At 60.1% G+C, this 25,123-nt stretch carries 20 protein-coding genes; 5 read left to right on the forward strand and 15 right to left on the reverse strand.

Annotation, left to right across the window (positions count from 1 at the left end; genetic code table 11):
• The first annotated feature begins 78 nt into the window (after window positions 1-78).
• Window positions 79-999, forward strand: a complete 921-nt coding sequence (locus MO767_RS04210; protein ID WP_149630691.1) for a LysR substrate-binding domain-containing protein — start codon at window positions 79-81, stop codon at window positions 997-999.
• Window positions 1,000-1,182: 183 nt separating this feature from the next.
• The gene (locus MO767_RS04215) at window positions 1,183-3,159 is read left to right on the forward strand and encodes a methyl-accepting chemotaxis protein (protein ID WP_282479513.1); all 1,977 of its coding nucleotides are present in this window, start codon (window positions 1,183-1,185) and stop codon (window positions 3,157-3,159) included.
• 63 nt (window positions 3,160-3,222) lie between these two features.
• On the opposite strand, the gene MO767_RS04220 is transcribed toward MO767_RS04215, so the two are convergent.
• From MO767_RS04220 to MO767_RS04270, 11 genes are read right to left on the reverse strand one after another with little or no spacing between them, the layout of a single operon-like run.
• Window positions 3,223-4,653 carry a VWA domain-containing protein gene (locus tag MO767_RS04220; protein WP_282479514.1) on the reverse strand — a complete coding sequence of 477 codons (1,431 nt, stop codon included), beginning with the start codon at window positions 4,651-4,653 and terminating at the stop codon, window positions 3,223-3,225.
• A 57-nt stretch (window positions 4,654-4,710) separates the two neighbouring features.
• The gene (locus MO767_RS04225; protein ID WP_282479515.1) at window positions 4,711-5,217 is read right to left on the reverse strand and encodes a hypothetical protein; all 507 of its coding nucleotides are present in this window, start codon (window positions 5,215-5,217) and stop codon (window positions 4,711-4,713) included.
• 4 nt (window positions 5,218-5,221) lie between these two features.
• A complete protein-coding gene (locus MO767_RS04230) occupies window positions 5,222-5,956 on the reverse strand; it encodes a hypothetical protein (protein WP_282479516.1) in 735 nt (244 codons plus the stop codon).
• A gap of 34 nt (window positions 5,957-5,990) precedes the next feature.
• Complete coding sequence (locus MO767_RS04235; RefSeq protein WP_282479517.1) at window positions 5,991-7,535, reverse strand: SUMF1/EgtB/PvdO family nonheme iron enzyme; 1,545 nt, start codon at window positions 7,533-7,535, stop codon at window positions 5,991-5,993.
• Window positions 7,525-8,748, reverse strand: a complete 1,224-nt coding sequence (locus MO767_RS04240) for an FtsX-like permease family protein (protein WP_282479518.1) — start codon at window positions 8,746-8,748, stop codon at window positions 7,525-7,527. Before MO767_RS04240 ends, MO767_RS04235 begins: the two co-directional genes overlap by 11 nt.
• Complete coding sequence (locus tag MO767_RS04245; protein ID WP_282479519.1) at window positions 8,732-9,433, reverse strand: ABC transporter ATP-binding protein; 702 nt, start codon at window positions 9,431-9,433, stop codon at window positions 8,732-8,734. Before MO767_RS04245 ends, MO767_RS04240 begins: the two co-directional genes overlap by 17 nt.
• Window positions 9,434-9,443: 10 nt before the next feature.
• On the reverse strand, window positions 9,444-11,435 hold the full coding sequence (locus MO767_RS04250; RefSeq protein ID WP_282479620.1) for a vWA domain-containing protein: 1,992 nt from the start codon (window positions 11,433-11,435) through the stop codon (window positions 9,444-9,446).
• Window positions 11,435-12,463 carry a hypothetical protein gene (locus MO767_RS04255; RefSeq protein WP_282479520.1) on the reverse strand — a complete coding sequence of 343 codons (1,029 nt, stop codon included), beginning with the start codon at window positions 12,461-12,463 and terminating at the stop codon, window positions 11,435-11,437. Before MO767_RS04255 ends, MO767_RS04250 begins: the two co-directional genes overlap by 1 nt.
• Window positions 12,464-12,466: 3 nt before the next feature.
• Complete coding sequence (locus tag MO767_RS04260; protein ID WP_282479521.1) at window positions 12,467-15,178, reverse strand: virulence factor SrfC family protein; 2,712 nt, start codon at window positions 15,176-15,178, stop codon at window positions 12,467-12,469.
• Window positions 15,175-18,240 carry a virulence factor SrfB gene (locus MO767_RS04265; protein ID WP_282479522.1) on the reverse strand — a complete coding sequence of 1,022 codons (3,066 nt, stop codon included), beginning with the start codon at window positions 18,238-18,240 and terminating at the stop codon, window positions 15,175-15,177. The genes MO767_RS04260 and MO767_RS04265 overlap by 4 nt, the downstream gene beginning before the upstream one ends.
• A 17-nt stretch (window positions 18,241-18,257) precedes the next feature.
• Window positions 18,258-19,631, reverse strand: coding sequence for an SrfA family protein (locus MO767_RS04270; RefSeq protein ID WP_282479523.1), 1,374 nt, complete (start codon window positions 19,629-19,631; stop codon window positions 18,258-18,260).
• 267 nt (window positions 19,632-19,898) lie between these two features.
• On the opposite strand from MO767_RS04270, the gene MO767_RS04275 reads away from it, so the two are divergent.
• Window positions 19,899-21,110, forward strand: coding sequence for an aldose 1-epimerase family protein (locus tag MO767_RS04275; protein WP_282479524.1), 1,212 nt, complete (start codon window positions 19,899-19,901; stop codon window positions 21,108-21,110).
• A 6-nt stretch (window positions 21,111-21,116) separates the two neighbouring features.
• Here MO767_RS04275 and MO767_RS04280 read toward each other — a convergent pair whose 3' ends face one another.
• Window positions 21,117-22,610 carry a YifB family Mg chelatase-like AAA ATPase gene (locus tag MO767_RS04280; protein ID WP_282479525.1) on the reverse strand — a complete coding sequence of 498 codons (1,494 nt, stop codon included), beginning with the start codon at window positions 22,608-22,610 and terminating at the stop codon, window positions 21,117-21,119.
• 178 nt (window positions 22,611-22,788) lie between these two features.
• Complete coding sequence (locus tag MO767_RS04285; RefSeq protein ID WP_282479526.1) at window positions 22,789-22,959, reverse strand: hypothetical protein; 171 nt, start codon at window positions 22,957-22,959, stop codon at window positions 22,789-22,791.
• Between the two features lie 245 nt (window positions 22,960-23,204).
• Between MO767_RS04285 and MO767_RS04290 the strand changes: the two genes are divergently transcribed.
• Both MO767_RS04290 and MO767_RS04295 read left to right on the forward strand, forming a co-directional pair.
• Entirely contained in the window at window positions 23,205-23,483 is a 279-nt protein-coding gene (locus MO767_RS04290) for a type II toxin-antitoxin system RelE/ParE family toxin (protein ID WP_282479527.1), read from the forward strand.
• Window positions 23,484-23,491: 8 nt separating this feature from the next.
• Window positions 23,492-23,797 (forward strand): HigA family addiction module antitoxin, encoded by a 306-nt coding sequence (locus MO767_RS04295; protein WP_282479528.1) that lies wholly within the window; start codon window positions 23,492-23,494, stop codon window positions 23,795-23,797.
• Window positions 23,798-23,852: 55 nt separating this feature from the next.
• Here the strand turns inward: MO767_RS04295 and MO767_RS04300 are convergent, their stop codons facing one another.
• Together MO767_RS04300 and MO767_RS04305 are read right to left on the reverse strand one after the other, a co-directional pair.
• Window positions 23,853-24,380, reverse strand: coding sequence for a Bro-N domain-containing protein (locus tag MO767_RS04300; protein WP_282479529.1), 528 nt, complete (start codon window positions 24,378-24,380; stop codon window positions 23,853-23,855).
• Window positions 24,381-24,770: 390 nt separating this feature from the next.
• Window positions 24,771-25,031, reverse strand: a complete 261-nt coding sequence (locus MO767_RS04305; protein WP_123365066.1) for an accessory factor UbiK family protein — start codon at window positions 25,029-25,031, stop codon at window positions 24,771-24,773.
• Window positions 25,032-25,123: the final 92 nt, after the last annotated feature.

The raw sequence follows: 25,123 nt of genomic DNA on the forward strand, positions 1-25,123 counted from the left end.
AGGATGGGTTGCATGATTCAAACTCATGCTGGAGAGTTTCTGCTAGGGTGGCCGAATCCCGCTGTAGGAGCTTTCCGAATGTCCCGTCGTCTTCCTCCCTTGTATGCCCTGCGCGCATTCGAAGCGGCGGCGCGGCATAGCTCGTTTACCCGTGCGGCCGAAGAGTTATCGATTACTCAAAGTGCGGTCAGTCGGCACATTCGTACGCTCGAAGAGCATTTTGCCTGTCGGCTGTTTCACCGCAGCGGACGCAATCTGCAATTGACCGAATCGGCGCGGTTGATCTTGCCCGGCATTCGCGAAGGCTTCACCGCCCTGGAGCGGGCCTGCAATACCTTGCGCGCCGAAGATGACATCCTGCGCATGAAAGCGCCGTCGACCCTGACCATGCGCTGGCTGCTGGCACGGCTCAGCCGCTTTCGGCACCTGCAACCGGGCAACGAGGTGCAATTGACCAGCGCCTGGATGGACGTCGACTCGGTGGACTTCAACCATGAACCGTTCGACTGCGCCATCATCCTCAGCAACGGAAATTTCCCGCCGGACTGGGAGGCGAGTTTCCTGTTCCCGGAAGAGCTGATTCCAGTCGGCGCGCCGAATCTTCTGCAGGATCAACCGTGGGATGTCGCACGGCTGGCCAATGCCGAACTGCTGCACCCGACACCGGATCGTCGCGACTGGCGCAGTTGGCTGGAACGCATGGGGCTGGCGGATCAGGTGTCGCTCAAGGGTGGGCAGGTGTTCGACACGCTGGAACTGGGCATGATCGCCGCCGCCCGGGGTTATGGCGTGTCCATGGGCGATCTGCTGATGGTGGCGGAAGATGTGGCTCAGGGACGTCTGAGTCTGCCGTGGCCGACGGCCGTCGCCAGCGGTGAGAAATATTACCTGGTCTGGCCGAAAACCCGCCCCGGAGGTGAACGTTTGCGCAGGCTCAGCGACTTCCTGCAAGGCGAAGCCCGAGCAATGGAATTGCCCGACGTTCAACACTTGGGCTGAATCGATAGAGCCGCCGCAATGGCGGCCTTTGGCCATTTCCCGGCTAACTACTCAAGTATTCAGATTCTCCGCCGAAAATGCAGATGGAACCCTCGTGCAGGTTCGATGCAATTCCCATTATTAGAATTTTGCTGAGTGTGCAGCCAGATCAAAGAGGATCCGGTCGCTCGGCCAGGAGCTGTCATGTCTCAACCTCGTGCCCGGATCGCCTCACAGCTTGGTCTTGCGCTTGCCGTGATACTGGCGATTGTCATCAGCGGCAGTACCGTGTTCGCCCTGCGTTCGCTGGACACCGCCAACCTCGCCACCCGCGAAGAGCACTTGGCCAGTGAAGCCCGGTTGCTGGCCGATCAGTTGAGTACCTTTCACGGCACGTTGCGTGAAAGCACCCAGCGCCTGAGCGGTCTGTTCGAGAAGCGCTTCAGCGCCGGTTTGAGCGTGCATCCGGACGAACCGGTGGCCGTGGCGGGCGCTCAGACCCCGGGCCTGCACCTGGGCAGCGAAGTGCTGAACAACAATTTCAAGGAAGTGGACGAGTTCAAGCAAATGACCGCCGGCGTTGCAACGGTGTTTGTGCGCAGCGGCGAAGACTTCATTCGGGTCAGCACGTCCCTGAGCAAACAGGACGGCACCCGAGCCATCGGCACGCTGCTCGATCACGCGAATCCGGCCTATGCCCGCTTGATGGCGGGGCAGGCCTACGTCGGTCGCGCCTTGCTGTTCGAACGTTCCTACATGACTCAGTACACCCCCGTACGTGATAGCGGCGGTAAGGTGATTGCTGTTCTGTTCGTAGGATTCGATTACACCGACGCGCAGAACGCGCAGTTCGCCAACCTCAAGCGCTTCCGTATCGGCCAGACGGGGTCCCTGGCGCTGCTGGATGAACAGAGCAAATGGCTGGTGCCGATCGCGGGCGTACAAGCGCTGGATCAAGCCGTCCCGGCCATCGTTAGTCTGGCTAAAACGCCGGGCAAGGGTGAGTTCTGGAGCGACAAGGCCGAAGATTTCTACAGCATTGCCGTACCGTTTGAAGGCGGTCCATGGTCGGTCGTGGCGAGCATGCCGAAAACCGAAATCCGTGCCGTGACCTGGAGTGTCGGCATTCAATTGGCGATTGGCAGTCTGCTGGCGATGTTGATCGCGGTGGGTTCGGCGGTCTGGTTGCTGCGCAGCAAACTCGCGCCGCTGGGTGATCTGGTGAGTCAGGCCGAAGCCTTGGGCGCCGGTGATTTGAGCGTGCGGTTGAACGTATCGAGCAACGATGAGATCGGTCAACTGGCCCGCGCCTTCAACCAGATGAGCCAGGCCTTGTCGACCATGGTCGAACACATCCGCAAGGCCTCCCAAGAGGTTAACAGCCGCGCCCAGGCCTTGTCCGGTCTGTCCGGTGGCGCCTATGAAGGGATGGAGCAGCAGTCGGGCGAAATCACCAGCATGGCCGGTGCCGTGGAAGAGTTCAGCGCCACTTCCCTGAACATCGCCGACAACATGGGCAGCACTCAGCGTCTGGCCCAGGAAAACGCACAGCAAACCCAGATCGGTCGTACGTCGATGGACGAAGCGTCCTCGTCTCTGGAGCAAATCGCTGGTGCGCTGAACAGCACGGCGACAGTGATCAATACCTTGGGTCAGCGCTCCCAGGAAATCGGTGGCATCGTCGGTGTGATTACCTCGATTGCCGATCAAACCAACCTGCTGGCGCTCAACGCCGCCATCGAAGCCGCCCGTGCCGGTGAGCAGGGGCGTGGTTTTGCCGTGGTAGCCGATGAAGTTCGTAACCTGGCCTCACGCACTCGCGAAGCGACCGACGAAATTTCCGGCATGATCCAAAGCATTCAGCAGGAAACCGGTAACGCCATCAGCACCATGGAGCAGGGCAACCTGTTGATGCAGGAAGGCCTGTCGCGCAACGCCAACGTTGCTTCGGCCCTGGCGCTGATCGATGAGCAAAGCCGCTCGGCCGGTCAGCAATTCGCGGCGATCACCACCGCCACTCAAGAACAAAGCAGTACCGCCACCTTGCTCAGCAGCAACCTGCAAAGCATTGCCCTGGCGAACAGTGAGCAGCGTGAAGTGGTGTCCAATCTGGCGATCACTGCCAAAGAGCTGGAGAAGCTGGCGGCGGACTTGCGCCAAGAGGTTGACCGGTTTCGTTGAGGCACCGCTGAAATAGCTTTCGTCGGAACGATGGGGTCACCTCAACTCAGGATCTATCCCCGGCTAGTTGCACTTGGCACTGCTGGATACTTCCTTGCTTGCCTGTTTCAACTGGTTACTCAACTCAGCCGCGTTGGTGCTGTTGTAAACCCGACCTCCGGTGTTTTCAGCGATACAGCGTGACGGGCCGCCAGCACCGATTTTCACCACGTTGACCCGCAGGCGCGGTTGTTCCCTGGCGATTCGACGGGATACCGCGCAAACGTCCTGACCGCAACCGTCTTCTCCGTCGACGAACATCACGATAACCGCATCGTTATTGCGCCCGTCGACGGTACTCGCTGCGCGGGCCAGGCTGTCGGCCAGCGGTGTGCCGTCGTCGGGAACCAGACCTCGAATCCCGTTGATCAGCCGCGGGCGGTCGCCGAACTTGAACACACCTCGGTCCGGTGTTCTTTCACAGCCGGCGAAGGTGATCAGGCGTGTGTCGATCTTCGGGTCCAGGCCGTTGATCATGCTGGCCAGCGAGTCCTTGGCGACGTCCATGCGGCTGGGTTTGGCGGTGAGCCGCATGGTGCGGTTCGGGTCCAGGAGCTTGTTGAGGTCACTACCGAAGTACCAGTCCTCGTCGGCTTTCACTGACTTGATGTTCAAGTTCATCGAACCCGAGGTATCGAGCACCACCACGAATTGCGGGATCTCTGCGTTCGGCGCATTTTTACGGCATGCGAAGTTGTCCAGCGTCGGGGCTGGTGGCGGGGCAGCCACTACCGGTTTTGGTGGTGGAACCGGCTTGGGTTCCGGTGCCGGTTTTGGTGGCGGGACTGGCTTGGGTTCCGGTACCGGAGCGGGTTTCGCTTCCGGTTCCGGTTCCACGACAGGCTCGGGGACAGGCTCAACCGGTTTCTCAACCGGCGTCACCACCGGCGCAACAGGCGCTACAGGCGGAACCACGACAACCGGCTCACGGTGCAGGAACCACCAGAGCCACAGCGCCAGAAGCAGCAACAGCAGCGCGAGCAAAGCCGCCGCGATCCACCAGCCACGACGCGATGGCGGCACGACCGGCACCACCGGCGGCACCGGCGGCACAATCGGTTTGGGCGGACGCTGGTTCCAGCGCACCACCAACGGCTCACCGTTGAGGCTGTAGAGTTTGTCCAGCTCCGGTGTACCGAGCAGGCTGCGCAGGTCTTCGGCTTCCGTCGGTTGACCGCGTTTTTGCAGTTCGTCCGCCAGCTGTCCAAGGGACGTCTGACGTACTTCATAGGTTTCCAGCAATCGTCGTTGCGCGTCCTCGTTGAGGTCGGCATAGGGCGTGGGTTGGCCACCCAGTTCGGTCCACCACTCCAGCACGTCGCCGCTGCCCATCCGCGGGATGGCAAACAGACTGGCGACGGTCGGCGGAAAGTGTTTCTGGATGAGGGCGACTTTGGCTTGCAGCGCACTCATCCCCTCCGATGTGGCGTGCGCATCCCTGATGACCCGCTGCATGACGACGATTCCTGAAAAAGTGCAGGCATCCGTCGGGATGCACTGCGGGGTGAAAAGTTACTCTTCGTAGCCGAGGCTGAATTGCAGCTGATTGACCTTCTTCTGCAACGCCTTCAGCTCTTCCTGCTTGGCCTTCAGCGTCGCTGGAGTGGCTTTGGTCGTTGGCGCAGCCTGCGAAGCCTTGAGCTGCTGCTCGAGGCCGGCGATCTGCTTTTGCACCTGGCTTTCATTGCCATGCCGGGCCTTGAGCGAGGTCAGCAATTTTCCCAGTGACTGATTCAGCGCCGCCTGGGCTTTCTGCTGGCTGGCCAGGTCGGTTTTAGTGCTCAGCTGCTGGGCCTGAATGTTCTCGTACACCTGACGGAACATTGCGTTTTGCTGACGGGACTCGTTCAGCGCCAGTTCCTTCTGCTTGACCTGATCGCTGTAACCACCGGAGTAGTCGCAGTTCATCTTGGTCAGCATGCTGCTGTCGCGATTGGTCGCATCGCACTCGCCCGGCTTGGTCGCGCAACCGCTCAAGACCAGGACGGCGGAGAGGACCGCCAGTTGTCGTAGCGTCATGTGCTTAGCCCAGGGTGATGGCGGAGCGTTGGCTGTACAGACCGTCGACTTCCTTCTGCAGGGCAGCGACTTTCTGGTTCATTTTCATAATGTTCATGTCCACCTGCTTGATCTCGGCGCCGGTGGCGCCTTGTGCACGCTCGGCGTCTGCCACTTTGGTGTACTCGGTGACTTTGATGCGCATGTTGCCGAGGTCTTTACGCAGGCGTGCGATGTTCGAATCGATCTCGGCGATTTGCACCTGGGCCTGGGCCTTGTCGACTTTCTTGTTGGCGATGTCCTTTTTGATCTGGGCGATTTGCGCCTGGTCATCCTTGATCACTTGCTGAGCGGTCGCGGTACGGGCGATCACGTTCTGCGTGTCTTGTTCGACGTCGCTGTTCATTTTAGCCAAGCGGGTGGTGGTGTCGGAGTATTCGCTGCGACGCTGATCCAGGTAGTAGTTCGCGCCCATGGCCACGCCACACGCAGTAATACCGGCGGCGATGGCGCAGACACCCTTGTTGTTGCTGTTGGACAGTGCGCAAGCGAGGATGCCGACACCAGCGCCCATGGCGCAGGCCTGATAGCCGGACTTGCTGAAGAACTCTGCATCTTGGCCCTGGGTCAGGCGCGGGTCGGCCCCCTCGTTGTCTCCGAGCATGGAGCTACCGGTGTTGGCGCAACCGGTCAGCAACAGGCTGCCGGCGACAACGAAAGCGATCTGTAGCTTGAAGCGAGTCCAAAGGCTGCGCGACATGGTGAAACTCCTCGGTGACGGTGTTGACGTGTTGTTATTGAGAGACGGTTTTGCAGCTGGTCAGCCAGGCTTCAGTATCGATTTTCTGCTTTTGCAGGAACGCCTTCTGATTGGCCCAGTGGGTGCGCAAGTAAGGTTTTAGGTCTTGCAGCTGTTTGTTGCGGGTGATGATTTCTTCCATCACCGGGACCTGCGTTTCAAGCAGTGGCTGGCCGTACAAGGTCGCCGATTCCACCAGGCTGCTGGCATAGTAGCGGCTGAGCTTGTGCAGGCGATCCTTCTGCTCGTCGAGCTTGGTTTTACGCATATCGCAACTGGCATCTTTGTCTGCGCTTTCGCAGTTGAGCTTGTAGTTCTTTTGCAGGAAATCCACGTACTGGCCGTCGTCGAGCATCTTGGTGCACAGGAACGCACCCAGGTTGAGGCTGGCGCGGATCGCCTGGTCGCGGGTTTCTTCCTGCTGCTGGTTGCTGGCGCGCAGCTGGTTTTCCAGGGCCTGGAGTTTTTCCTTGAGCGCTTTGTCTTCGACGCCCGAGGCGAGGTTGTTCAGGGATTGTACGGTGCCTTTGTCGGCGGATTCGGTTTCCTTGCTGCCGGTGCCGAGTTTCTTCCAGCTGCTTTCGATGCTGGCGACCCGCTCGCGAGAGGTGAGGGTCGGTGAGACCATGACCAAGCGCAGGCCGGTGGTTTTGTTTTTCACCTGGCCTTCGGCGTTGTAATACGGCTCTTCCTTACGCAATGCCGTACGCAGGTCGGCCTGCGCGGTCAGGTAGTTGCCGCCACGGACGACGTAGCCGCCGGCCTGACCGTGCTGGCGGTCGAGTTTGTTCAGGCGAAACGGCTCGAACATCATTTCGTCAACGTTACCGAGCATGTCATGCAGGCCCAGTGGGTTGGGCTTTTGCAGTCCGGTCAATTGCACTGTGCCGTTGGACGATTGCGCCCCGGCGAACCACTCGTAGGCGTTGATGCCTTCCGGCATCGGGTAGTGCGTGTCGCGGAATTCAGCGGCACCGACTTCCAGCCCGCCGCGCGCGGCGAACTCCCACTCGACTTCGGTCGGCAGGCGCAGGAAACCTTGCGCGCCGTCTTCCTTGGGCAGCTTGCCGGCGGCGTTTTTGCGCAGCCACAGGTTGTACTTGTCGGCGGCTTCGATGGCTTGCACCCAGCTCACCGCCGTTTGCGGCAAGCGCATCTTGGTGGCGGCGGTGGGGCAGGTTGCTTCGGTCAGCGCGGCGTATTGCAGTTGACTCATCTCGTACTTGGCCATCAGGTAGTAGCGGGACTTGTCGTTCTTGGCCCCGGTAAAACTGCCGGCGATAAAGGTCGGACGGGTCTGTTCGACGTAGCCGTATTCCGCACCGTCCTGACCGATGTTGATCGGGTAGTCATCCAGCGGCCCGGCGACCGGGATGAACACCTTGCGGAACACCATCGAGCCTTCGCAGGGCATCGGTAGCACGACGTCGCTAGCCTCGGGCATCGGGTTGTAATACTTCTCTTCCCAGCCCGCCGCTGAGGCGTCGAGCACGTAGCCCAGGCTCAGGGGCAACAGCAAGCCAAAACGTTTATAGCTCACGCAGACTCTCCGCAGGTTGGATGTTGATGGCTCGCAGGGCGCCGATCACGGCCACCAATGCAGCGACCAAAAAGGTCAGGAGCAGGGCGGCAACGCCGTGCCAAACAGTGATGTGGCAAACGAAGGTGCCGGTGGCCTGGCTGCTGCCGAGCAAGTAGTCGAACAAATGACTGCCCACGGCATAAACCCCCAGCCCGCCAACGTAGCCGGCCAGACTCAGCGCTAGCGCTTGCAGGACCACGAAACCGCCGACGGACCTGCGTTTGAAACCCAGCAGACGCAGGACCGCCAGGCTTTTGCGTTTACGGTCGATGTTGGCCAGGAACGCGCCGACCATCGATGCCACGCAGCCGATCAACGCCGCCACGGCGATCACACTGAAGATCAGCCCCAGCACATGGTTGATGGCTTTGACGTTGTCGATGTCGGCCAGTCGGCTCGAGGTTTCGATGTGTTGTTCGTTGAGCCAGCGCTCCAGCGGTGCGACTTGATCGATGTCGCGCGCATACACGCGGGCGCGGGCGTACAGCGGTTGCAGATCGCCCAGAGGCTTGCCGGTGACAACGCCGAACGCACTCACCTGATAACCGTCGCGAAAGCGCTCCAGATCCAGCAGCAGCGGCGGGGCGACAAACCCGGCCGCGCGGCCGAAACGGGCACCGTCGAGCACGGCCAGTACCGTCAGCGTCATCTCGCCACGTTCATTGACACCTTCCAGGCGGCGCAAGGCCCGCATTTGCACGCTGTCGCCGGCCTTGGCCTGCAAGCGTTGCGCTGCGCTGGCGCTGAGGATCACTTGATTGCCGACGGGATTGAGTGGCGCCAGGTTCAGTTGTGGGTCGCCCGGCTCGGTGGCGATGATTTCGGCACCTTCGACAAACCGTTGCATGCCGATCAGCAGGTCAGCCTGGGTATTGAGCGAGCGGGTCTGGCCGAGAGCAAAACCGGTCTCGGGGCGCAGGCGCAAACGCTCGATCCAGGCTGTGTCGTAGTTGCCGTTGCTGAGCATCTTCACTTCAAGGTTGCGCGGGTCGCGCAGCAGTTCGTCCTGCAACTGGCTGACCACCCCGTGTTTGAGCCCGAACAGCAACAACAACGGCGCGATCACCGCCACCAGGGAGGCGGCGATGCACAGCGAAACCTTGCGGTCGTGCCAGAGGTCTTGCAGCGCCAGTGAGCCCAGCAGGCGCAAGCGATCAGTCCATCGGTTCAAACAGAGTCTCTCCCTGATGGCTGATAGCGCCGAGTCGCGGTAAGCCGAAATCTTTCAGCAAGGCCCAGTCATGGGATACAACGAGTGCACTCAGGCCCATGTTCGACACCAGGCTCAGGAGCAACTCGAACAAACGCCGGGCACTGTGAGGGTCGAGCGCGGCGGTCGGCTCGTCGGCCAACAGCAGCAGCGGTTCATGGGCAATTGCCCGAACGCAGGCAACGCGCTGGCGCTCGCCGATCGACAAGGCCTGAGGTTGTTTGTCCAGCAATCCTTGCAGGCGCAACACGTCAACGGCGTGGTCGATGTGATCGCTCTTTGCCGGCATCCCGAGCAATCGGCGCGGCAGGCTGATGTTGTCCCGCACGTTCAGGAATGGCAGTAAGCCGCCGCTCTGCAAAATGAATCCCAAATGCCGTGAACGCACCGCTGCAAGAGCAGGCTGGTCGTCATTCGCCAGCAGTTGGGCGATATCTTGAGCGTGCGTCGGGCCCAGCCGAAAGCGCTCGAGTTCCACCGGCGCGAGCAACAGGCCGATGGCTTCGAGCAGCGTGCTTTTGCCACTGCCACTCTCGCCGGTGATGGCGAGGATTTCCCCGGCGCCGACCTGCAAGTTCGGCAGTCGCACGTGATGAGCCTGTGTGCCTTCACCACGGCGCACCAGCAGGTTCTTGATATCAAGCATGGGCGTCTCGTTAAGGCATCATTTCCAGTGGGACGGGGTACACGTTGTCCCGCGCATCGCTGTCCTTGGCCAACGCTACCCAACGGTCGACATCCGCGTTGTAACGCTGGTAATGCCGCAGTTTGGTGTTCAGCGTGCGGATGAATTTTTCTTGTGCCAGACCGTCCCAGCTCTTCCAGGTCTCTTCATCCAGGTTCAGCACTTCACTGTGATAAGGCAGGTCTTCGAGGTACTCGCCGAGGACGCCCATGTCCGCCAGTTTGGCGTTGCCGTTCTGCTTCAGCTGATTGGGATCGGCGCCCATGGTCGCCGCCACGGAACGCAGGCGATCGAACATTTCCGTGGGTGAAATCAGGCCTTCGTTGGCGGCATCGAGGATCTGCTTCATCACGTCGCTCAAGTCGCTGAGCTGTGACTTGGTCAGCAGTACCCGCACGTCGGTGGTCGGGATGTTCTGCTTGATCAGGTCGCGGTCGGTGATCCACGCCTTGAACACCGGCGGGGCCTTGCTGTTGGTCTTCTCGCCGAGATAAGCGAGTTGCATGGCGTGGCCGATCAGCGCCGCGTCTTCGAGCATTTTTTTCTCGGCCGGGTCCTGCTTGGCGTTCGCCGCACTGCCGATGGCGTCTTCGCCCATGTAAGCGGCTTTGACTTGTGTAGTGATCGCCGCGGCCAGTGTGTCGACCTTGCGCCCGAATTCCTGCACATCGCCAGCGTTCACCGGGTAGTACAGCGAAGTGTTGGTGCCCGGGTAGGTCGACAGGTTCTGGTATTGCGCCTCGGCCTTGGCGTGGTCCTTGGCCCCGGCCGGGGTTTTCAAGTGCAGGGTGTAAATCGCCACGCCAGGGTTGGCGGCCTCCATACGCACCTGCGCGGCGCTCAAACCGGTCTTCGATAGTTTGTCGTCGCCTTCGATGGCGCCCGCGTCGGTGATCAACACCACGTAGCGCGCGCCGAATTGGCTCCAGTCGACCTTGTCGATGCTCTCCATGACCCCGGCAAACGAGTCTTCATCGAAGCTGCTGCTCGACACGGTGGCTTGTTTGAGGTCGGCGATCTTGGCGAAAAAGTCGGCGCTGTCTTTCACCTGCGTCGGGTCGGCGTACATCTTGGTGGTGTATTCCAGCCCCGGTACCGCCTGGGTGTTGGAGCGGAAAGCCACCAGGCCGAACTTGACCTGTTTGCCGAGATTCTGCGCTTCGATCTTCTGGTAAACCTTGCGGATCGCCTCGCGGGTGCGGTCGATGTAGGGGTCCATCGAAATCGTCGAGTCGATGACAAATACTACGGCCGCACTGAATTCCTTCAGCTGGTTGGCCTTTTTCTCTTCGGCTTCCTTGCTGCCGGCAGCGCTGTTTGCAGCACCGCCCTTGGCGTTCTTGTCATCCGGCTTGCTGACGGAGGCGACGTTGAGCAGGCGCGTGCGGAAACCGCTTTCGGTCATGACTTCTTCGCCACTGAGTACCGGCAGCAGGTAGAACTGCTTTTGCAGGTCGACGAAGTATTCAGGTTCTTCAGCCAGTACGCCCGGTGCTTGCTGGCCCTTTTTCAGCTTGGCCCGCAGCGGCGCGACTTTGCTGACCGGGTCCGGCGCATCAAGGATGCCTTCGACAGTGGCGCGGTCCTTGAAGAACAGCAAACGGTCGCGGTTGGCCGGGTTGGTGAAGGCCAGCGTCAGTTGCATCTTCCAGTCGGTGGTGCAGCCGGCGGGCAACCAGCCAATGGTTTTACCGTAACTGTCGGGGCCGACTTTCAGCCACTCGGCGTTCTTTGCTTGCGCGCGCTCATACACATAAAAGCGGCTGAAGACTGGTTGTGCGTCACCTTCGGCACCGCCCGCCGTCGGGCTGATTTTGCAGCCCGGCGTGGTCAGCACGCGTTGGAACAGGGTCTTTTTACCAGCCTGGATCAGCGGTTTGTCATCGGCCTGGGACAGCGGGCTGATGCACAGCGCCAGTAACGCGGCACTGCTCAGCAGGAATCGACTCAGGGGCGAACGCATCACTTCTGCAACTCCTCGAAGCGCTGCTTGGCTTCGGCGTTGTTCGGGTCCTGGGTGAGGATGGTTTCATACCAGTAGGCGGCGGTGGCGTTGTCCGCGGCCGGGAAGCACTCGCTGGCCTTCAGATATTTTGGGTCGTATTCGCGGGCATAGGCGTTGGCGATCAATGCGTCACCGGCCTGGGCACGGTTGGCGTACAGGCGCTGGGCGACGCCGCAGTGCTTGCCGGCCTTGGCCTGGGTGATGATCTCCAGCAACTTGGCACTGTCGGGTGCCGCCTTGATGCAGGTCTGGACGAAGGTCAGTTCGGGGAGGCTGTTCATGCTGTCGAGGGTGCAGGCTTGAGCGTCGGCGTTGGCCGGTGCAGCGGCAGGGGTTGCGGCCACGGGGGCAGGCGCCGGGGTGCGTTTGTAGAACCAGAATCCTGCGCCCGCGGCCAGCAACAACACGACAATCAATAGACCGATCAGGCCTTTGTTGCTTTTCTTCACCGGTGCGGGAGGCGGCGTATAGGCAGGCTCGGTGAGCACCGACTCCAACTCCACTTCTGGCTCGGCGGTGGACAGGACCAGTTCCGGCAGCTCCGGGATTTCCGGGATTTCCGGCGCCGGCACGCTCGGCGCCGTCAGTTCGGCGCCGCCGTACGTCGAGCGCGTCTGGCCGCCGGCCGTGGAAGGCAGCACACCAACGCCGGGCCGAACCACGCCCTTGTCCGCATGGCCTTGGCTCTGTTCACGCAGTTCGATCTGGAATTGCGAGTTGGCGCCGCCTTCCAGCAGCGGGTCAACCACATCCGGGCCGACCTGCGCTTCCAGGCCATCGCCGCTGGCCGTGACGTTGAAACGCGAGACCTTGAACCAGAATGGATTGTTGCTCCAGGCCTTGTGGTCCTGGAGGTAAAAACCGTCCTGGTTGCGCTGAATTGAAAACTCCAGCTGTTCCTCGCCACCCTGCCATTTCTTCACAGTGAGGCGGGCCTGGCCAGGCACGTTGGGCTCTAACGCGAGCAGGTCGACACGAATTGGCATTGCTTATCTCGCTGCGAAGGCTGTGAGCACTTGGCCCAGCCGTTCGTTCTGTTCAGGGGTGATTTCACGTCCGGCGCCATGGCCGGCATTGTCCTGCGTGATGTAGGCCAGGCCCGAGAGCCAGTCGCCGAGATACCGCTGCGCCTGATTCGCCGGTTGCGACGGCAGGACGGGGACTTGTCCCGGGCCAATGTCGGAGTAGAACGAAAACAACGGCTCCTTGGTACCGGCGCGGCTGTTCGGACGCTCGTTCACCGGCATCTGGAGGTAACCGAACCAGGACACGAAATCACGCAGCACACGCTGCACTTCCAGTACCTGGCGCTCGACCAGTTGATCGCGCCGCGCGCCGCTTTGCGCACGCTTGAGGACGGCGCGGCTCAGCTGGCCCGGCAAGTCCTGGCGATAGCCGGCGGTAATCAGTTCATCGACCACCGCTTCCAGCAAGGCCTTTTCCAACCCCAGCAGGTTGAGCAGGCTTTGGCGGGTGGTCAGTTCACGCAGGTGCGCGATCCAGGCCTTGAAGGCCGCTTTGGCAAAACGGTGCTCGTTGCTTTGCAGTTCGGGCGCAGGGGTGCCGGTTTTGCTGCTGACTGGCGCGTCGTGGCTCAGGTCGTCACTGAAATCGAAATCGAAACCGGCGTCGTTGCCGTACAGGCTCTGGCTCGGTGTCGGGGCGACCGGCTCATCGTTCACGGCCGGCTCGTCATCGGTTTCGTACACGCCGCTGAGGTACAGGTCGCGCACCTCTTCGCTCGGCATGTCGAGTTGATCGATCAACTCACCGAGCACCGCCGGGCGACGGCCCAGCCCCGTCAAAATCATTTGCGCCTTGGCTTTCTTGGCGGCTGCGGCACCATCGCCGTCGGCGTGGTACCAGGGGCTCAGGCCGTGAGTGGTCAGGCCTTCGAGGCACTCGCTCAATTGCTCGCGGATGCGCTGCAATTTGAATTCGATATTGGCCACGCCTTTGAAACTGCCGCTGAAGTGGCTGATGCCACCGTCATCGTTGCGCAGCATTTCTGCCCAGGCGTTGGCCGGGTCCTTGATGTGTTTGCACACCAGAGCGTTGCTGGCGAAGCTGGTGCCCAGCGCGCTGACACGTTCCTGATAGATGGCATTGAGGCCGGTTTCCGCACCGGTCGCGTCTTGCCCGATGAACGCCGCGTCCATGCGGGGTTTGCGTACCAGGTAGGTGTTCTGGAACGGTGTGCCGGCCCAGTCGTTCATCCAGCTCAGGCTGCCGAAGCGCTCCAGCATGGTCAGCTTGACCATGCCGTTCCAGCTCTCGTCGTACTGATCCGGTGTCAGGCTGAGGGAGTTGGTAATGCGCAGATCGAGCATGGTCAGCGCCCAGATCAGGCCGGTGTCGCGCTTGCTGCGAGCGGCCGAGTCGGCGCCCTGGGTCTTTTCGATCCAGCGGGTCAGCACCGGGCCCACGTCGTTGACGTCGCTCTGCTTGGTCGAGCCTGTGCAGACCACCAGCGCGTTCATTTCCTGGTTGTCGGTGTAGCGTTCGAACAGGTAGGCGACCTTGCCGCGCAGGATCAGCTGGGAAACGGAGTTGTCTTTGGCGGTGGATTGCGGGTCGTTGGAATCGGCGATCTCGTGCAGTTTCTGGCGCCCGCGATAACCGGGGAAATCCAGCAGGTCGACCTGATTGACGATGTCATCCACCGGCGCTTCGATCAGGCGGAAGGTCATTTCGGCGGTCAGTGCCGCCAGTTGCGCGACCGCAATCGCCTGACTGTTTTGCAGGCGATCGCCAACCAGCGGTCGAACTTCAATCGGCAAGTCCAGCGGGCTGCCGAAGCGTTCGAGGATGTCGACGTTCATGATGCTGTCGCGCTGGCTGTAGGTGTCGTTTTCGAAACTCACCAAGGCCTTCAACGGTGCAAACACGGTCTCGGGCAGGCCCAGCTTGTGCAGCGCGCCGGCCAGTTGCTGGTACGCGCGCGTCAACTCGCTTTGCTCACCCCAGAGAATCGAAAACAGCTCGGCCCGTTCCTGGAAATTCAGGCGTGGCGCCAGTTGCAACGCTTTGGGCCAGTACAGGTGTTCAAGCTTCTTCACCGAGTTGCGGAAGTTGTCGCGCAGGTAATCCCACAGTGACACCAGATCGTCGGCATTGACCCCCGTTTGCAGCGGGCCGGTTTCGCGGCCCTCGAACGGTTTGAGCACGCGCTGGATGCGCTCTTCGTCGATCTCGTAGGAAATCCTCTCAAGGTCGAAATCCTTGAACCAGGCGTTGGCGAGAATCTTCGCCAGCTCGATTTCCTTGAACAGCGTGAGTTCTACCGGGAAGTCATTGTCCTGACTTTCCGTCGCCCGACGGCTGAAGCGCGTTACCAGGCCGGTGGCTTCCTTGCCACCACCCACCGGGTTGATGTGCTTGATGAAATCCAGGCGATGGTCGCCGAACTCGGTTTCCAGCTTGCCGTTCTGACCGGCGGCGAGGGCCGAAATCAGGTAGGACTTGCCGGCCTGGGACAAGCCGAAAAAGCCAATGGTCATCGGCGTGCAGGCCACGCGACCGAGGCTTTGAGCCAGATTGCGGGCGCGATGCAGGCGGATGTTCAGGTTGTCGGCTTCGCTGTCCAGGCGCGGCGCATTGCCGCGCGTCTGGCCAATCCAGTCCAGCGCCTGACCGGCGCCTTCATAAACAGCGGCCCAACTGGCAGAGAGCTGAGTTTGATCGGGGGTCAGGTCTTTCATTTGCGTTTCACACTTCCACTGTCGAGCCAGTACTTGGTCTCGCTCAGGCCGGCGTCGAGCATGGTGTTGAGTTCCAGCTCGAGGTCGCTGCGCGGGTTGAAGTTGACGTTGTTACTGTTGGATTCGATGTCACGAACCGAGAGGCGGTCGCTGACCAGATCCTGCTTGCGCGTGTATTTGTCTGCCGGTTTGACCTCAAACCGCACCTTGAGCAGCGGCGCGCTGCCGTTTTCACCGATTGCGCGGGAAAACTTCTCCCGACCCGCCTTGGTGAACCGCAAGGTGTACAGCGGCGAGGCGGCCCAACGGTCGGCGGCCAACTGACGGAAACCGAGGCGCAGGTCGCCACGCATTTCCAGCTGTGGCGTGTCGGCGGCGTCGCCAACGCCAATGACCGGCAGCTTTATTTTGTAGTCTTCAGACTGGATGTCGCGGTACAGCACGTCGGCATCCTTGATCACGTTGTTCAGGTCGATGACGCCGATGTGCTTGACCGTCGAATACGGCTTGAGCGCCGATGCACGGAAGTAGAAGTTCGGCACGCTATGGTTGGCGCACAACAGGCAGAGCATGGCGCCGACCGACGCGGTGCTTTTCGGGTCGTCGATCCGGCCGTTCTTGTGAAACGGATACCAGCCGCCGGTGCGGTAGTTTTGCAGCGCCAGAATGCGTCCCGGTGGCAGCGGCAGCACCTTGCGAATGAACGCCTGGATGCCGGGCAGGCGCGAAGGGCGGCCGGTCAGCAGCAGGACGTCGCACGGGTAATGCGCGACCACTTCGCACAGCGCACCGAGAATCTTGGTGATGTTGATCTGATCGTTTAGGAACGCGGCGTGGAGCTTTTGCAGGTCGAAGCTGATCGGCGCGGCATACAGGTCGAAACCGCTCTGAACGCCAACGTCGCGGCGCACGGCGGCGTTGACGTAGTCGAGCACGGTCTGACTGATCGCGTTGTCACCCAGCAATTGGCGATAGCTTTGCGGGGTAACTTCTTGCGGCACTTGCGGATCGTAATGTTCGTACGCCTTGAGCAGCGCCAGGCCCAGCGGGGCGAATACCTGCAGGTTCAATTGCTGGCGCAGGATCATGTCCTGGGCGCTGACCGATTCATCGCCACACAGCCGTGACATCAGCGAATCCGGGGCTTTCACGCCGGCGTTCTGCAAGGCTTTTTCGAAGCTCGGCAGGATGAAGTCCTGAATCACGTCCAGCAGGATGTCGTCGCCGGCCACTTTGAAGCCATCGCGAAAACGCTGCTCGGGCACGATGTGCACGTTGCTGCCGCTGCCGGTATTACCCGCGCGGTCGAGGCGATAGTCGGTGATCACCAGATCGGTAGTGCCCCCGCCGATGTCGATGGTCGCGAGGGTGATGCGTTGGCGGTCGGTCTTGTCTGGCCGGGCGATGGTGTCAAAAAACTCTTCCGGATGACCGGCGAAGTTCTCGTTGACCTCGGTGTACAGGTACACCAACTGGCCGCAGGACGCTTCGTCCCATTCCACGCGGATACTTGGGATCGGCGTGCGCGGGCTGACGGCCTGATCCTGATGTGGATCTTCCTCGCCGACATGCCAACCGAGGCTTTTCCACACCAGGCCGATGGCTTGTAGCATGCGTTCGTTGAGGATGCTGCGCTCGGCCTGCGGCATGCCCGGCGGCACGGTCAGGGTGATGCTGTTGAGTTGGCGCGGTACGCGGGTGTGACCCTGGCGCGAACGCTGGGCCGGGCTGTTGATTTGCGACAGCGCCTGGGCCAGCACTTCGGCGAGCATGAAGGTCATTAGCGAGCTGCGTGAATAACGCGGCATGAACACTGGCAGACGATCGTCTTCTTCGAGGCTGTATAGCGCCTCGCCGGTTTCGTTGATCAGATGCGAGAACGGCGCGGCGGTGGCGTACGGCTCGTTGTCGGTCTTGATGTACGAGCAGTTGAAGCGCCAGCCGTGGCCATAGGCGTTTTCGTCCCACAGATAGCGTTTCGGGCTGGACAGGCCAGTGGAGCCTTCGGTGCCGCGACGACGACTGGCCAGACGGCTGGCTTCATTGCCGACACGGGCAATCGTCGCCCATTGGAACGCATCGTGACGGCCGCTCTTGACCGAGCAGTGGTCCTTGCCGAAGTACGCCTGGGCGAATTCCACGCGGCTTTCGAACGGCAGGTTGTAGGTGTGTTCGGGGGTGATCAGGTCGCGCAGTTCCAGCACGTAGTTCTGCTTCAGCCCGGAGCCGGCCTGGCCGTGGTTTTCGATCAGGATGCCGCAGGTGCGCGAGTTGCCGACGTCCAGCACCAGGTCCACAGGAATCGGTTTGACCAGGCCATTGCTGTCGTTGGCGACCACTTTCAGTTCGGGGATTTCAACTTTCGCCCGGGCCGTCGATTGCTGGGCGGCGGACGGCTTGCTCAACAGGCTGAGCAAGTTGAGGTAGTGCGCCAGGTGATAGTTGGCGCGGATATCGATGTCCAACTCTGCGCGCGAACGGTGGGCATTGCCCTCGTTGAACACTTCCAGCAGCCATTCATTGACCCACGGCTGCGCCAGAAACCAGCGAGTTTCGCTAGCCTTGGTCGCCAGTTTGAAAGACACGCCGGAGCTGATGTCTTCTTCGTTTGGCGCCAGGTAAGCAGTGCCGTCACGCTTGGGCATCACACGGCTGTCGAACGCCATCGTCAGGCGGTGGGTGTTGCCGTCAATGTCGGGTATTGCCAGTTTGACCAGACGCATGCGCGACCAGTTGGTCGGACCTTCATCGAAGCGATGCGGCGGCATGAAGCGGAAAAACGGGGTCGGCAGCCAGATACCGTCGAGCAATTCGAGGCTGCTTTTCATGTCGACGCTGAACGCAGGTTTGGCTTTTTCGACCTTTTCCGGTTCTGGCTCGTAGAAAAAGAAGTCTTTCTCTTCGTTGTACGCCAGGCGGCAGATCAATCCGCTGATCATCGGCGCGAATTCGCCCGCCGGTTCCTTGCGAGGATCCAGGCGCAGGGCGAAATCCATGAACTGGATGCCGGTGTCGCTGACCAGCGTGACGGTGTCTTCGAATTGGGTGACTTCAGGCAACATGTCGGGTTATTCCGTTTTTATTCGGCCACGTGCCGCATGGACATGGGGAATTGATCTTTTCCGTAACCGCCGGTGCAGTCCGCGACCGTGGTCGCCCCTTTGCGGCAGTTGACCTTGGGCATGTCGTAAGTGCTGCCGTCGCCACATACGGCTTGGCCCTGGCTGTCGATGGCCAGGCTGCCTCCCTTCATGGTAGCGCTCACTGGCCCGCTGCACTTCGTGCCGTCGGCCTGCTGCACGGTGACTTCGCCCTTGCCGTCCTTTAGCTGGTACTCCAGACGCAGCGGTTTACCGGTCCGACGATCCTGAATACCAGCCCCGGCGCGGTACTGTCCGTCGAGGAACTTGGCGGCACCGTCAGCGGCGTCTGGCGGAATGCTCAAGGGAGGGCCGGGTTTTGCGGCGGCGGATTTTTCTGCCTCGGGCGATGTGACATCCGGCGGCGCGGTTTTGTTTTCGGGCGGGGTGACAGGCGATTCGGCGGCCGGGTCTTTGGCAGGGTCATTGGTCAAGTCGGCGGGTGCTGCGTCAGCCTCGTTACCTTCGACCGCGGGCGCTTCCACGCCATGGGTTCCCGTCACGGCGGTACCGGTGCCAGTTCCTGTGGTGGAGCCCACAACGGTGCCATTTACCGGAACGCCATTCAATGTCGTGACATTGCCGGTCAGTGGCGGCTCTTCCAGTTGTTTTTCCACCGGCACGAGGCCCTCAGGCAGCAAATCTACCGCCACCAACGGAATCGGAACGCAACCGCGCAAACCGAGCAACAACCACAAAAGTAGCAGCAGGAACGGCAGCAGCAACAGCCACCACCAGCGACGCCACCATGGAAGAGTAATCACCGGCACGACGGGCGCAACAACAGGCGCTTCGACCTCGGGTGGCAGCGTGAACGCGGGCGGAACTTGATAGAGGGAGTGCAGAGGATCGCGATTGTCGGTACCGGCATGCTCGAAACCCCAAAAGGTCAGCACCGGTTTGCCTTGCACCAGGTAGACGAAATTCTCGTCGGGGAAATGGATCACGCGCTTGAGCAACTTGCCGAACACGGCTTTGTCGCCTTGCTGCTGTTCTCCGGAATCAGTGACCAGGAAACGCTGGCTCAATTCTTCGAGCGCGGTCTTCAGGGCTTCAAGCTGGCGGCGGGCAGGCGCGCGTTCTTCTTCGGTCGCGCTGCTCCACGGAATCACATCGCCGTCGAGGGCGCTGTACCAATCGATCTGGTTGCCGAGTTCATCGCTTTGAGGAATGGCCAGATGATCGACCAAATCGGGGTTCTTGCGGCGAATGGCTTCGCGCAATTGCAGGGCTGCCCGGTAGACCGGTTGACCTGTTTCGCCGAGGGCAGTGAATGACCCGCTCTTACCGCTGCGTAATAGTGCCCCGCGCATTCAAACTCCATACGATCCGTTGCGCAAAAATGACAGACAAATCTGTCTGTGCTTGCTCCTGCATTTAGCGGGCGACCTTAATGTCATCATGATATCGCCGTCAATCTGCCGGAGGTTCAAACCTTATGAGACTAACGTAAGCGTGCGGAGGTTGCATAAGGTCAATTTTAATTGGCTTGGGAAGGATCGGGCGTAAGCTTTTTTAAGCTTGCTGAATCGTTTCATCAGCGCTATAAAAAATGCACAACTCCAAGAAAGGCTTTCCCCATGACCTCGCTCAAACTCCTCGTCGCCCTTGGCGCGCTTTCCGCCTCCCACGCCATGGCCTGGGATTACGTCCTGCTCGACACCGACAAGGCGGCCCAGAACTGGCAGATCACCAGTCAGCAGCTCGGCCTCAAAACCGACAAACCCTTCTCGGTCACCCTGCGCACCTTGCACGGCGGTCGGCAGGAGGGCGTCAGCATCGTCGACATCAATAACGGCAACATGAAACTCTCGGTGGTGCCGACTCGCGGGATGAACGTCCTGCAGGCGTCGGTCGGTAATGTGCGCATGGGCTGGGATTCGCCGGTCAAGGACGTGGTCAATCCGTCCTTCATCGAGCTCAACGGTCGTGGCGGCCTGGGCTGGCTCGAAGGCTTCAACGAGCTGGTCGCCCGCTGCGGCTACGAATGGGTCGGCCACCCGGGCATGGACAACGGCGAACTGCTGACCCTGCATGGCCGCGCCGCCAACATCCCGGCCAGCAAAGTTACCCTGCATATAGATGAAAAACCGCCATACGCGATCAGCCTGCGCGGCGAACTCAAAGAGCAGGCGTTCAAGAAAGTCGACTTCTCGGTGCTGACCGAACTGGTCACCGAACCCGGCAGCGCAGCGTTCGCCCTCAACGACACCCTCACTAACAACGGCGATTATCCAAAGGAATATCAGGCGCTGTACCACAGCAACTTCAGCACCCCATTCCTGGAGCAGGGCGCCCGTTTCGCCGCACCGGTGAAACAGGTCTCGCCGTTCAACGACAAGGCCAAAGGCGATTTGCCGGACTGGCAAACCTACCGCGCGCCGACCAAGGACTATGACGAGACGGTTTACAACGTCGTGCCGTATGCCGACGCCAAGGGCGATACGCTGACCGTGTTGCATAACAAGGCCGGCAGCCTCGGGGTTTCGGTGGGTTTCAATACTCAACAGTTGCCGGTGTTCTCCCTGTGGAAAAACACGGACACCCAAGGGCAGGGCTATGTCACGGGGCTTGAGCCAGGAACGAGCTTTTCCTACAACCGCCGGTATCAGCGGCCACTGAATCTGGTGCCAACGATTGCTGCCAAGGAGCAGAAGCAGTTCCAGATCAGCTACAGCTTGCTGGCGGATAAAGGGGCTGTGGATAACGCGTTGAAGCGAGTGAGCGAGATTCAGGGCGGGCGGCAAACTGAGGTGCGGCAAACGCCGTTGGTGGATCTCACCAAGGAATAATCCCTGCTAATTGGTGCTCGGCCGGTATTGCAGCGCCTCGGCCAGATGCTCGCGGGTGATGCCATGGACTTGCTCAAGGTCCGCCAGGGTGCGCGCCACTTTGAGCAGTCGATGGGCTGACCTCAGTGACAAAGTCAGTCGCTCACACGCAGTTTCCAGCCAGGTTTCGTCGGCTGTGGATAAGTTGCAATGACGGCGCAGGCCTGGCAAATCGAGAAAGGCGTTGGCGCAGCCCTGGCGTTTGTGTTGCCGCTCTCGTGCATCGGCGACCAGCACCGCGGCAGTGGCCGTGTCGTCGCCGGCCTTTAACGCGGGGTTCAACGCCGTAGCTTCACGGGCGACGGTCAGGTGCAGATCGATTCGATCCAGCAGTGGCCCTGACAGTTTGTTGCGGTAGCGCTGGACCATGTCCGGCGTACAAGAGCAGCGGCCGCTCGGCTCGCCAAGATATCCACAGGGACACGGGTTCATTGCCGCCACCAATTGGAATCGGGCCGGGAATCGTACGCGGTCCCTGGCGCGGGAGATCACGATGTGGCCGGATTCCAGTGGCTCCCTTAAAACCTCCAATACTTTGCGATCAAACTCCGGCAGCTCATCCAGGAATAGAACGCCATGGTGGGCGAGGGTGATTTCGCCGGGTTGCGGTTTTGAACCGCCGCCAACCAGCGCCGCACCTGAGGCGGAATGGTGGGGCTGGCGAAACGGTCGCTGCGGCCAGTGGCTTAATGGCACGCAACTGGTGACGGATTGAATGGCTGCAACTTCCAGCGCTTCATTTTCGGCCAATGGAGGAAGCAGTCCCGGCAAACGACTCGCCAAAAGTGTTTTCCCTGTCCCTGGCGGTCCGCTGAACAACAGGTTGTGAGCGCCCGCCGCCGCAATCAGCAAGGCACGCTTGGCCGAAATTTGTCCCTGCACTTCATTCAGGTCTGGATAGGGCTTGCTGGCGTAGAGCAATCCATTGGAAACATAGGGCTCAACCGGTGTGTGACCGTTGAAATGTGCAACCGCTTCCAGCAAATGATCCACCGCGATCACCTTCAACCCCGAAGCCAGGCATGCTTCCTCGGCATTCGCCCGCGGCACCATCAACGAACGCCCGGCTTTGCGCGCGGCCAGCGCTGCCGGCAACACCCCCCGAACTGCCCGCACGGCGCCAGAGAGCGCCAACTCCCCCAGACACTCCACATCATCCAGCGTCAACGTAGGCACTTGAACACTGGCCGCCAGAATCCCAAGGGCAATCGCCAGATCGAACCGCCCACCATCCTTCGGTAAGTCGGCTGGCGCTAGATTCAGCGTGATGCGCCGCGCCGGAAATTGCAGGCCCGAGTTGATGATCGCACTGCGCACTCGATCTTTGCTTTCCTTCACTGCCGCCTCCGGCAAACCGACCATCGTAAGCGATGGCAAGCCATTGGCGAGATGAACTTCGACGGTGACGGCAGGCGCATCCACACCAATCTGGGCGCGGCTGTGGACGATGGAGAGGGACATGGTCGTTCCTTGAGCTGACGGGAGCCGCTTCCTGCGGTCTTTTGAAGGGTAGTTGGCGGTGGAAATTCTGGTGGGGTGGTTTAGGCGGCAAACTTTCACTGGATGTTGCGAGTACAAAGCAGGCCAATCGCGAGGCACAAAAAAACCGCTACTCGGGCGGTTTTTTCGGGGAGCCTGGTCAGACTCGTGCACCTGCAAGCAAGCCATCAGGTTCAAGTTCTTTGCCATACGTTGCTGCCACTTTAAAAAAGCGACGCTGACTGGCTGAAACGCTTCCGGCCAAGCGGAGGGCCTCGGCATGATACTCAGCGATCATTAACGGCTTCGCTTTTTGCTTTTTGCGTTTCATAGACACCTCGCGTGCCTTGATGAGTGTTCGAGTCAATCAGCTTAAGAGATGTGCTTACTTGTGAGGCAATGGGAATTGGAGGTTTTTTTTGTAGGACTCAGCTTGGATTTGAAGGCCTTCTGAAGGGCATAGGTAGTCCTTTTCTTAGATTTTTGAAAGGGAGGCTAAAAGTCAAAACAGCACGTTTGCATTTGTGAATTCAGGTTATACACTCAAGATTAATGCTTAACGTTAAGCTTTAAATTATGATCGTTAGCTTTAAATGTTCTGAGACCGAGTACCTGTTCCGCAACGGTAGAACCCGTATGTGGTCAGCCATTTTAAGTGTCGTGGAACGAAAGCTGACGATGCTTGATGCCGCGGCTGTGTTGATAGATCTTCGATCACCACCAGGCAATCGCTTGGAGGCGCTGGAAGGTAATCGCAAAGGGCAATACAGCATTCGTATCAATGCTCAATGGCGAATTTGCTTTATCTGGGGCTTGAACGGACCGGAAAGTGTCGAAATCGTCGATTATCACTGAGGTGAGTAATGACTAAGAATGGTATGCGCCCGGTCCACCCTGGCGAGATCCTCAAAGAGGAATACCTGGAGCCTCTGAACCTTACAGCTGCGGCTTTGGCCAGAGCATTGAGTGTCTCGACACCGACGGTGAATGACATCGTGCTCCAGCGTCGGGGCGTCAGTGCAGATATGGCGCTCAGGCTTTCCATCTGCCTGGATACGACTCCAGAATTTTGGCTGAACCTGCAAACGACCTACGATTTGCGTAAGGCCGAGATTGAACGGGGTGCCACGATTCGCGATCAGGTTGAGCGTCTTCCTCACTGCGCCTGATCTTTTGTATTAATCGAACCCCACGTTAAAGACGTGGGGTTCTTTTTTTTGGGGATCAGAATGGGTGAAGCAGATTCGATGCTCGCTTCCACCAAGGTTCGTTGACGGCGCTTCGTGGTCGATCCTGGTCTGGCAACATCTGCGGAACATCCTTCAGTCGAATCCACGGCTGGTTATTCCAGTGCAACAAGCTCAACGACATCTCCGGCCAGTACAGCAGGCTCAGGATCGGGCGTTCGGTTGATGTCGGTTGTTGGGCGTCTCTGAGGGCTGGCACTACGTCGTGAGTTAGCCATTCGCGCAGGGCCCGGTATTCGGGGCAGTAGTGGTAGACCAGCAGTGCGTAGACGCCGGACTCGCTGATCAGATGTGTGTTTTCGATGCTGCCGTGGATGAGTATCCGCAAGAATTGGTGTTGGTCGGGATCGAGTTTTCGGACGGCGAGTTCGTCGAGGTAGAGGCGAAGCAGGCGGCCTAGGTCTCGGGCGCTGAACCAGGGTTGGTTTTCCAGGAGGAGGGCGTGGAGGTGGAGTTTGTGGCGGGTGAAGACTTGGGGGACTAGATAAGCGTCATCGCTATTCATTGATACAGCTCCTTTTGCTTAAGGGCTGCCGGCAATCGTCGCCAAACGAATGGGTGGCAGCTATACGCGGGTTGGCGAACCGGAGCAAAAGGAACCCGGCAGATCCGAAGATCTCCCACGCACAGCCGCCATGACTCAAGTAGATGGTCGTCGTGCGCCTTAAGCTTCCAGGTCGCCAAACCTAGTGCTGAACATTCAGCATTGGGTGAGCTTAGGAACCGGAGCTTGGCGGCGCAATCGGACGGCGGTGGTTTTGTTGTAGGAAGATGCCGGGACTTTTGCGGAGGTGAGGATCAAAAGATCGCCGCCTACGGCAGCTCCTACAGATAAATCTGAAGGTCGTTCCGACCTTATCGCGAGCAAGCTCGCTCCCACAGTTGATCGGTGGTGTTACTCGGAAGGCGGATTCAGCTTCGCTTCAAGCTCCGCCACCTTCGCCTCAAGACTTTCCAACCGAGCCCGCGTCCGTGCCAGCACGACCATCTGACTATCAAACTCTTCCCGGCTCACCAAGTCCAGCTTGCTGAAGCCGCTCTGCAACAGCGCCTTGAACTGGCTTTCGATTTCGCTTTTCGGCAGTGGGGTGTCGCCGCTGAAGAGGCGGGAGGCAGTGCCGCTCAGGGCATCGAGGAAGTCTTTGGGTGCGAGCATGGGAAATGTCCTGTCAACAATGGCGGGCAGTGTATCACGCAGTGTCTATAGTCAATCTCGCCGTCAGGGGTGCACGCTTTTCGCGCATGGGG

This window comes from Pseudomonas sp. UYIF39 (assembly GCF_029963765.1).
Classification (GTDB): Bacteria; Pseudomonadota; Gammaproteobacteria; order Pseudomonadales; family Pseudomonadaceae; genus Aquipseudomonas.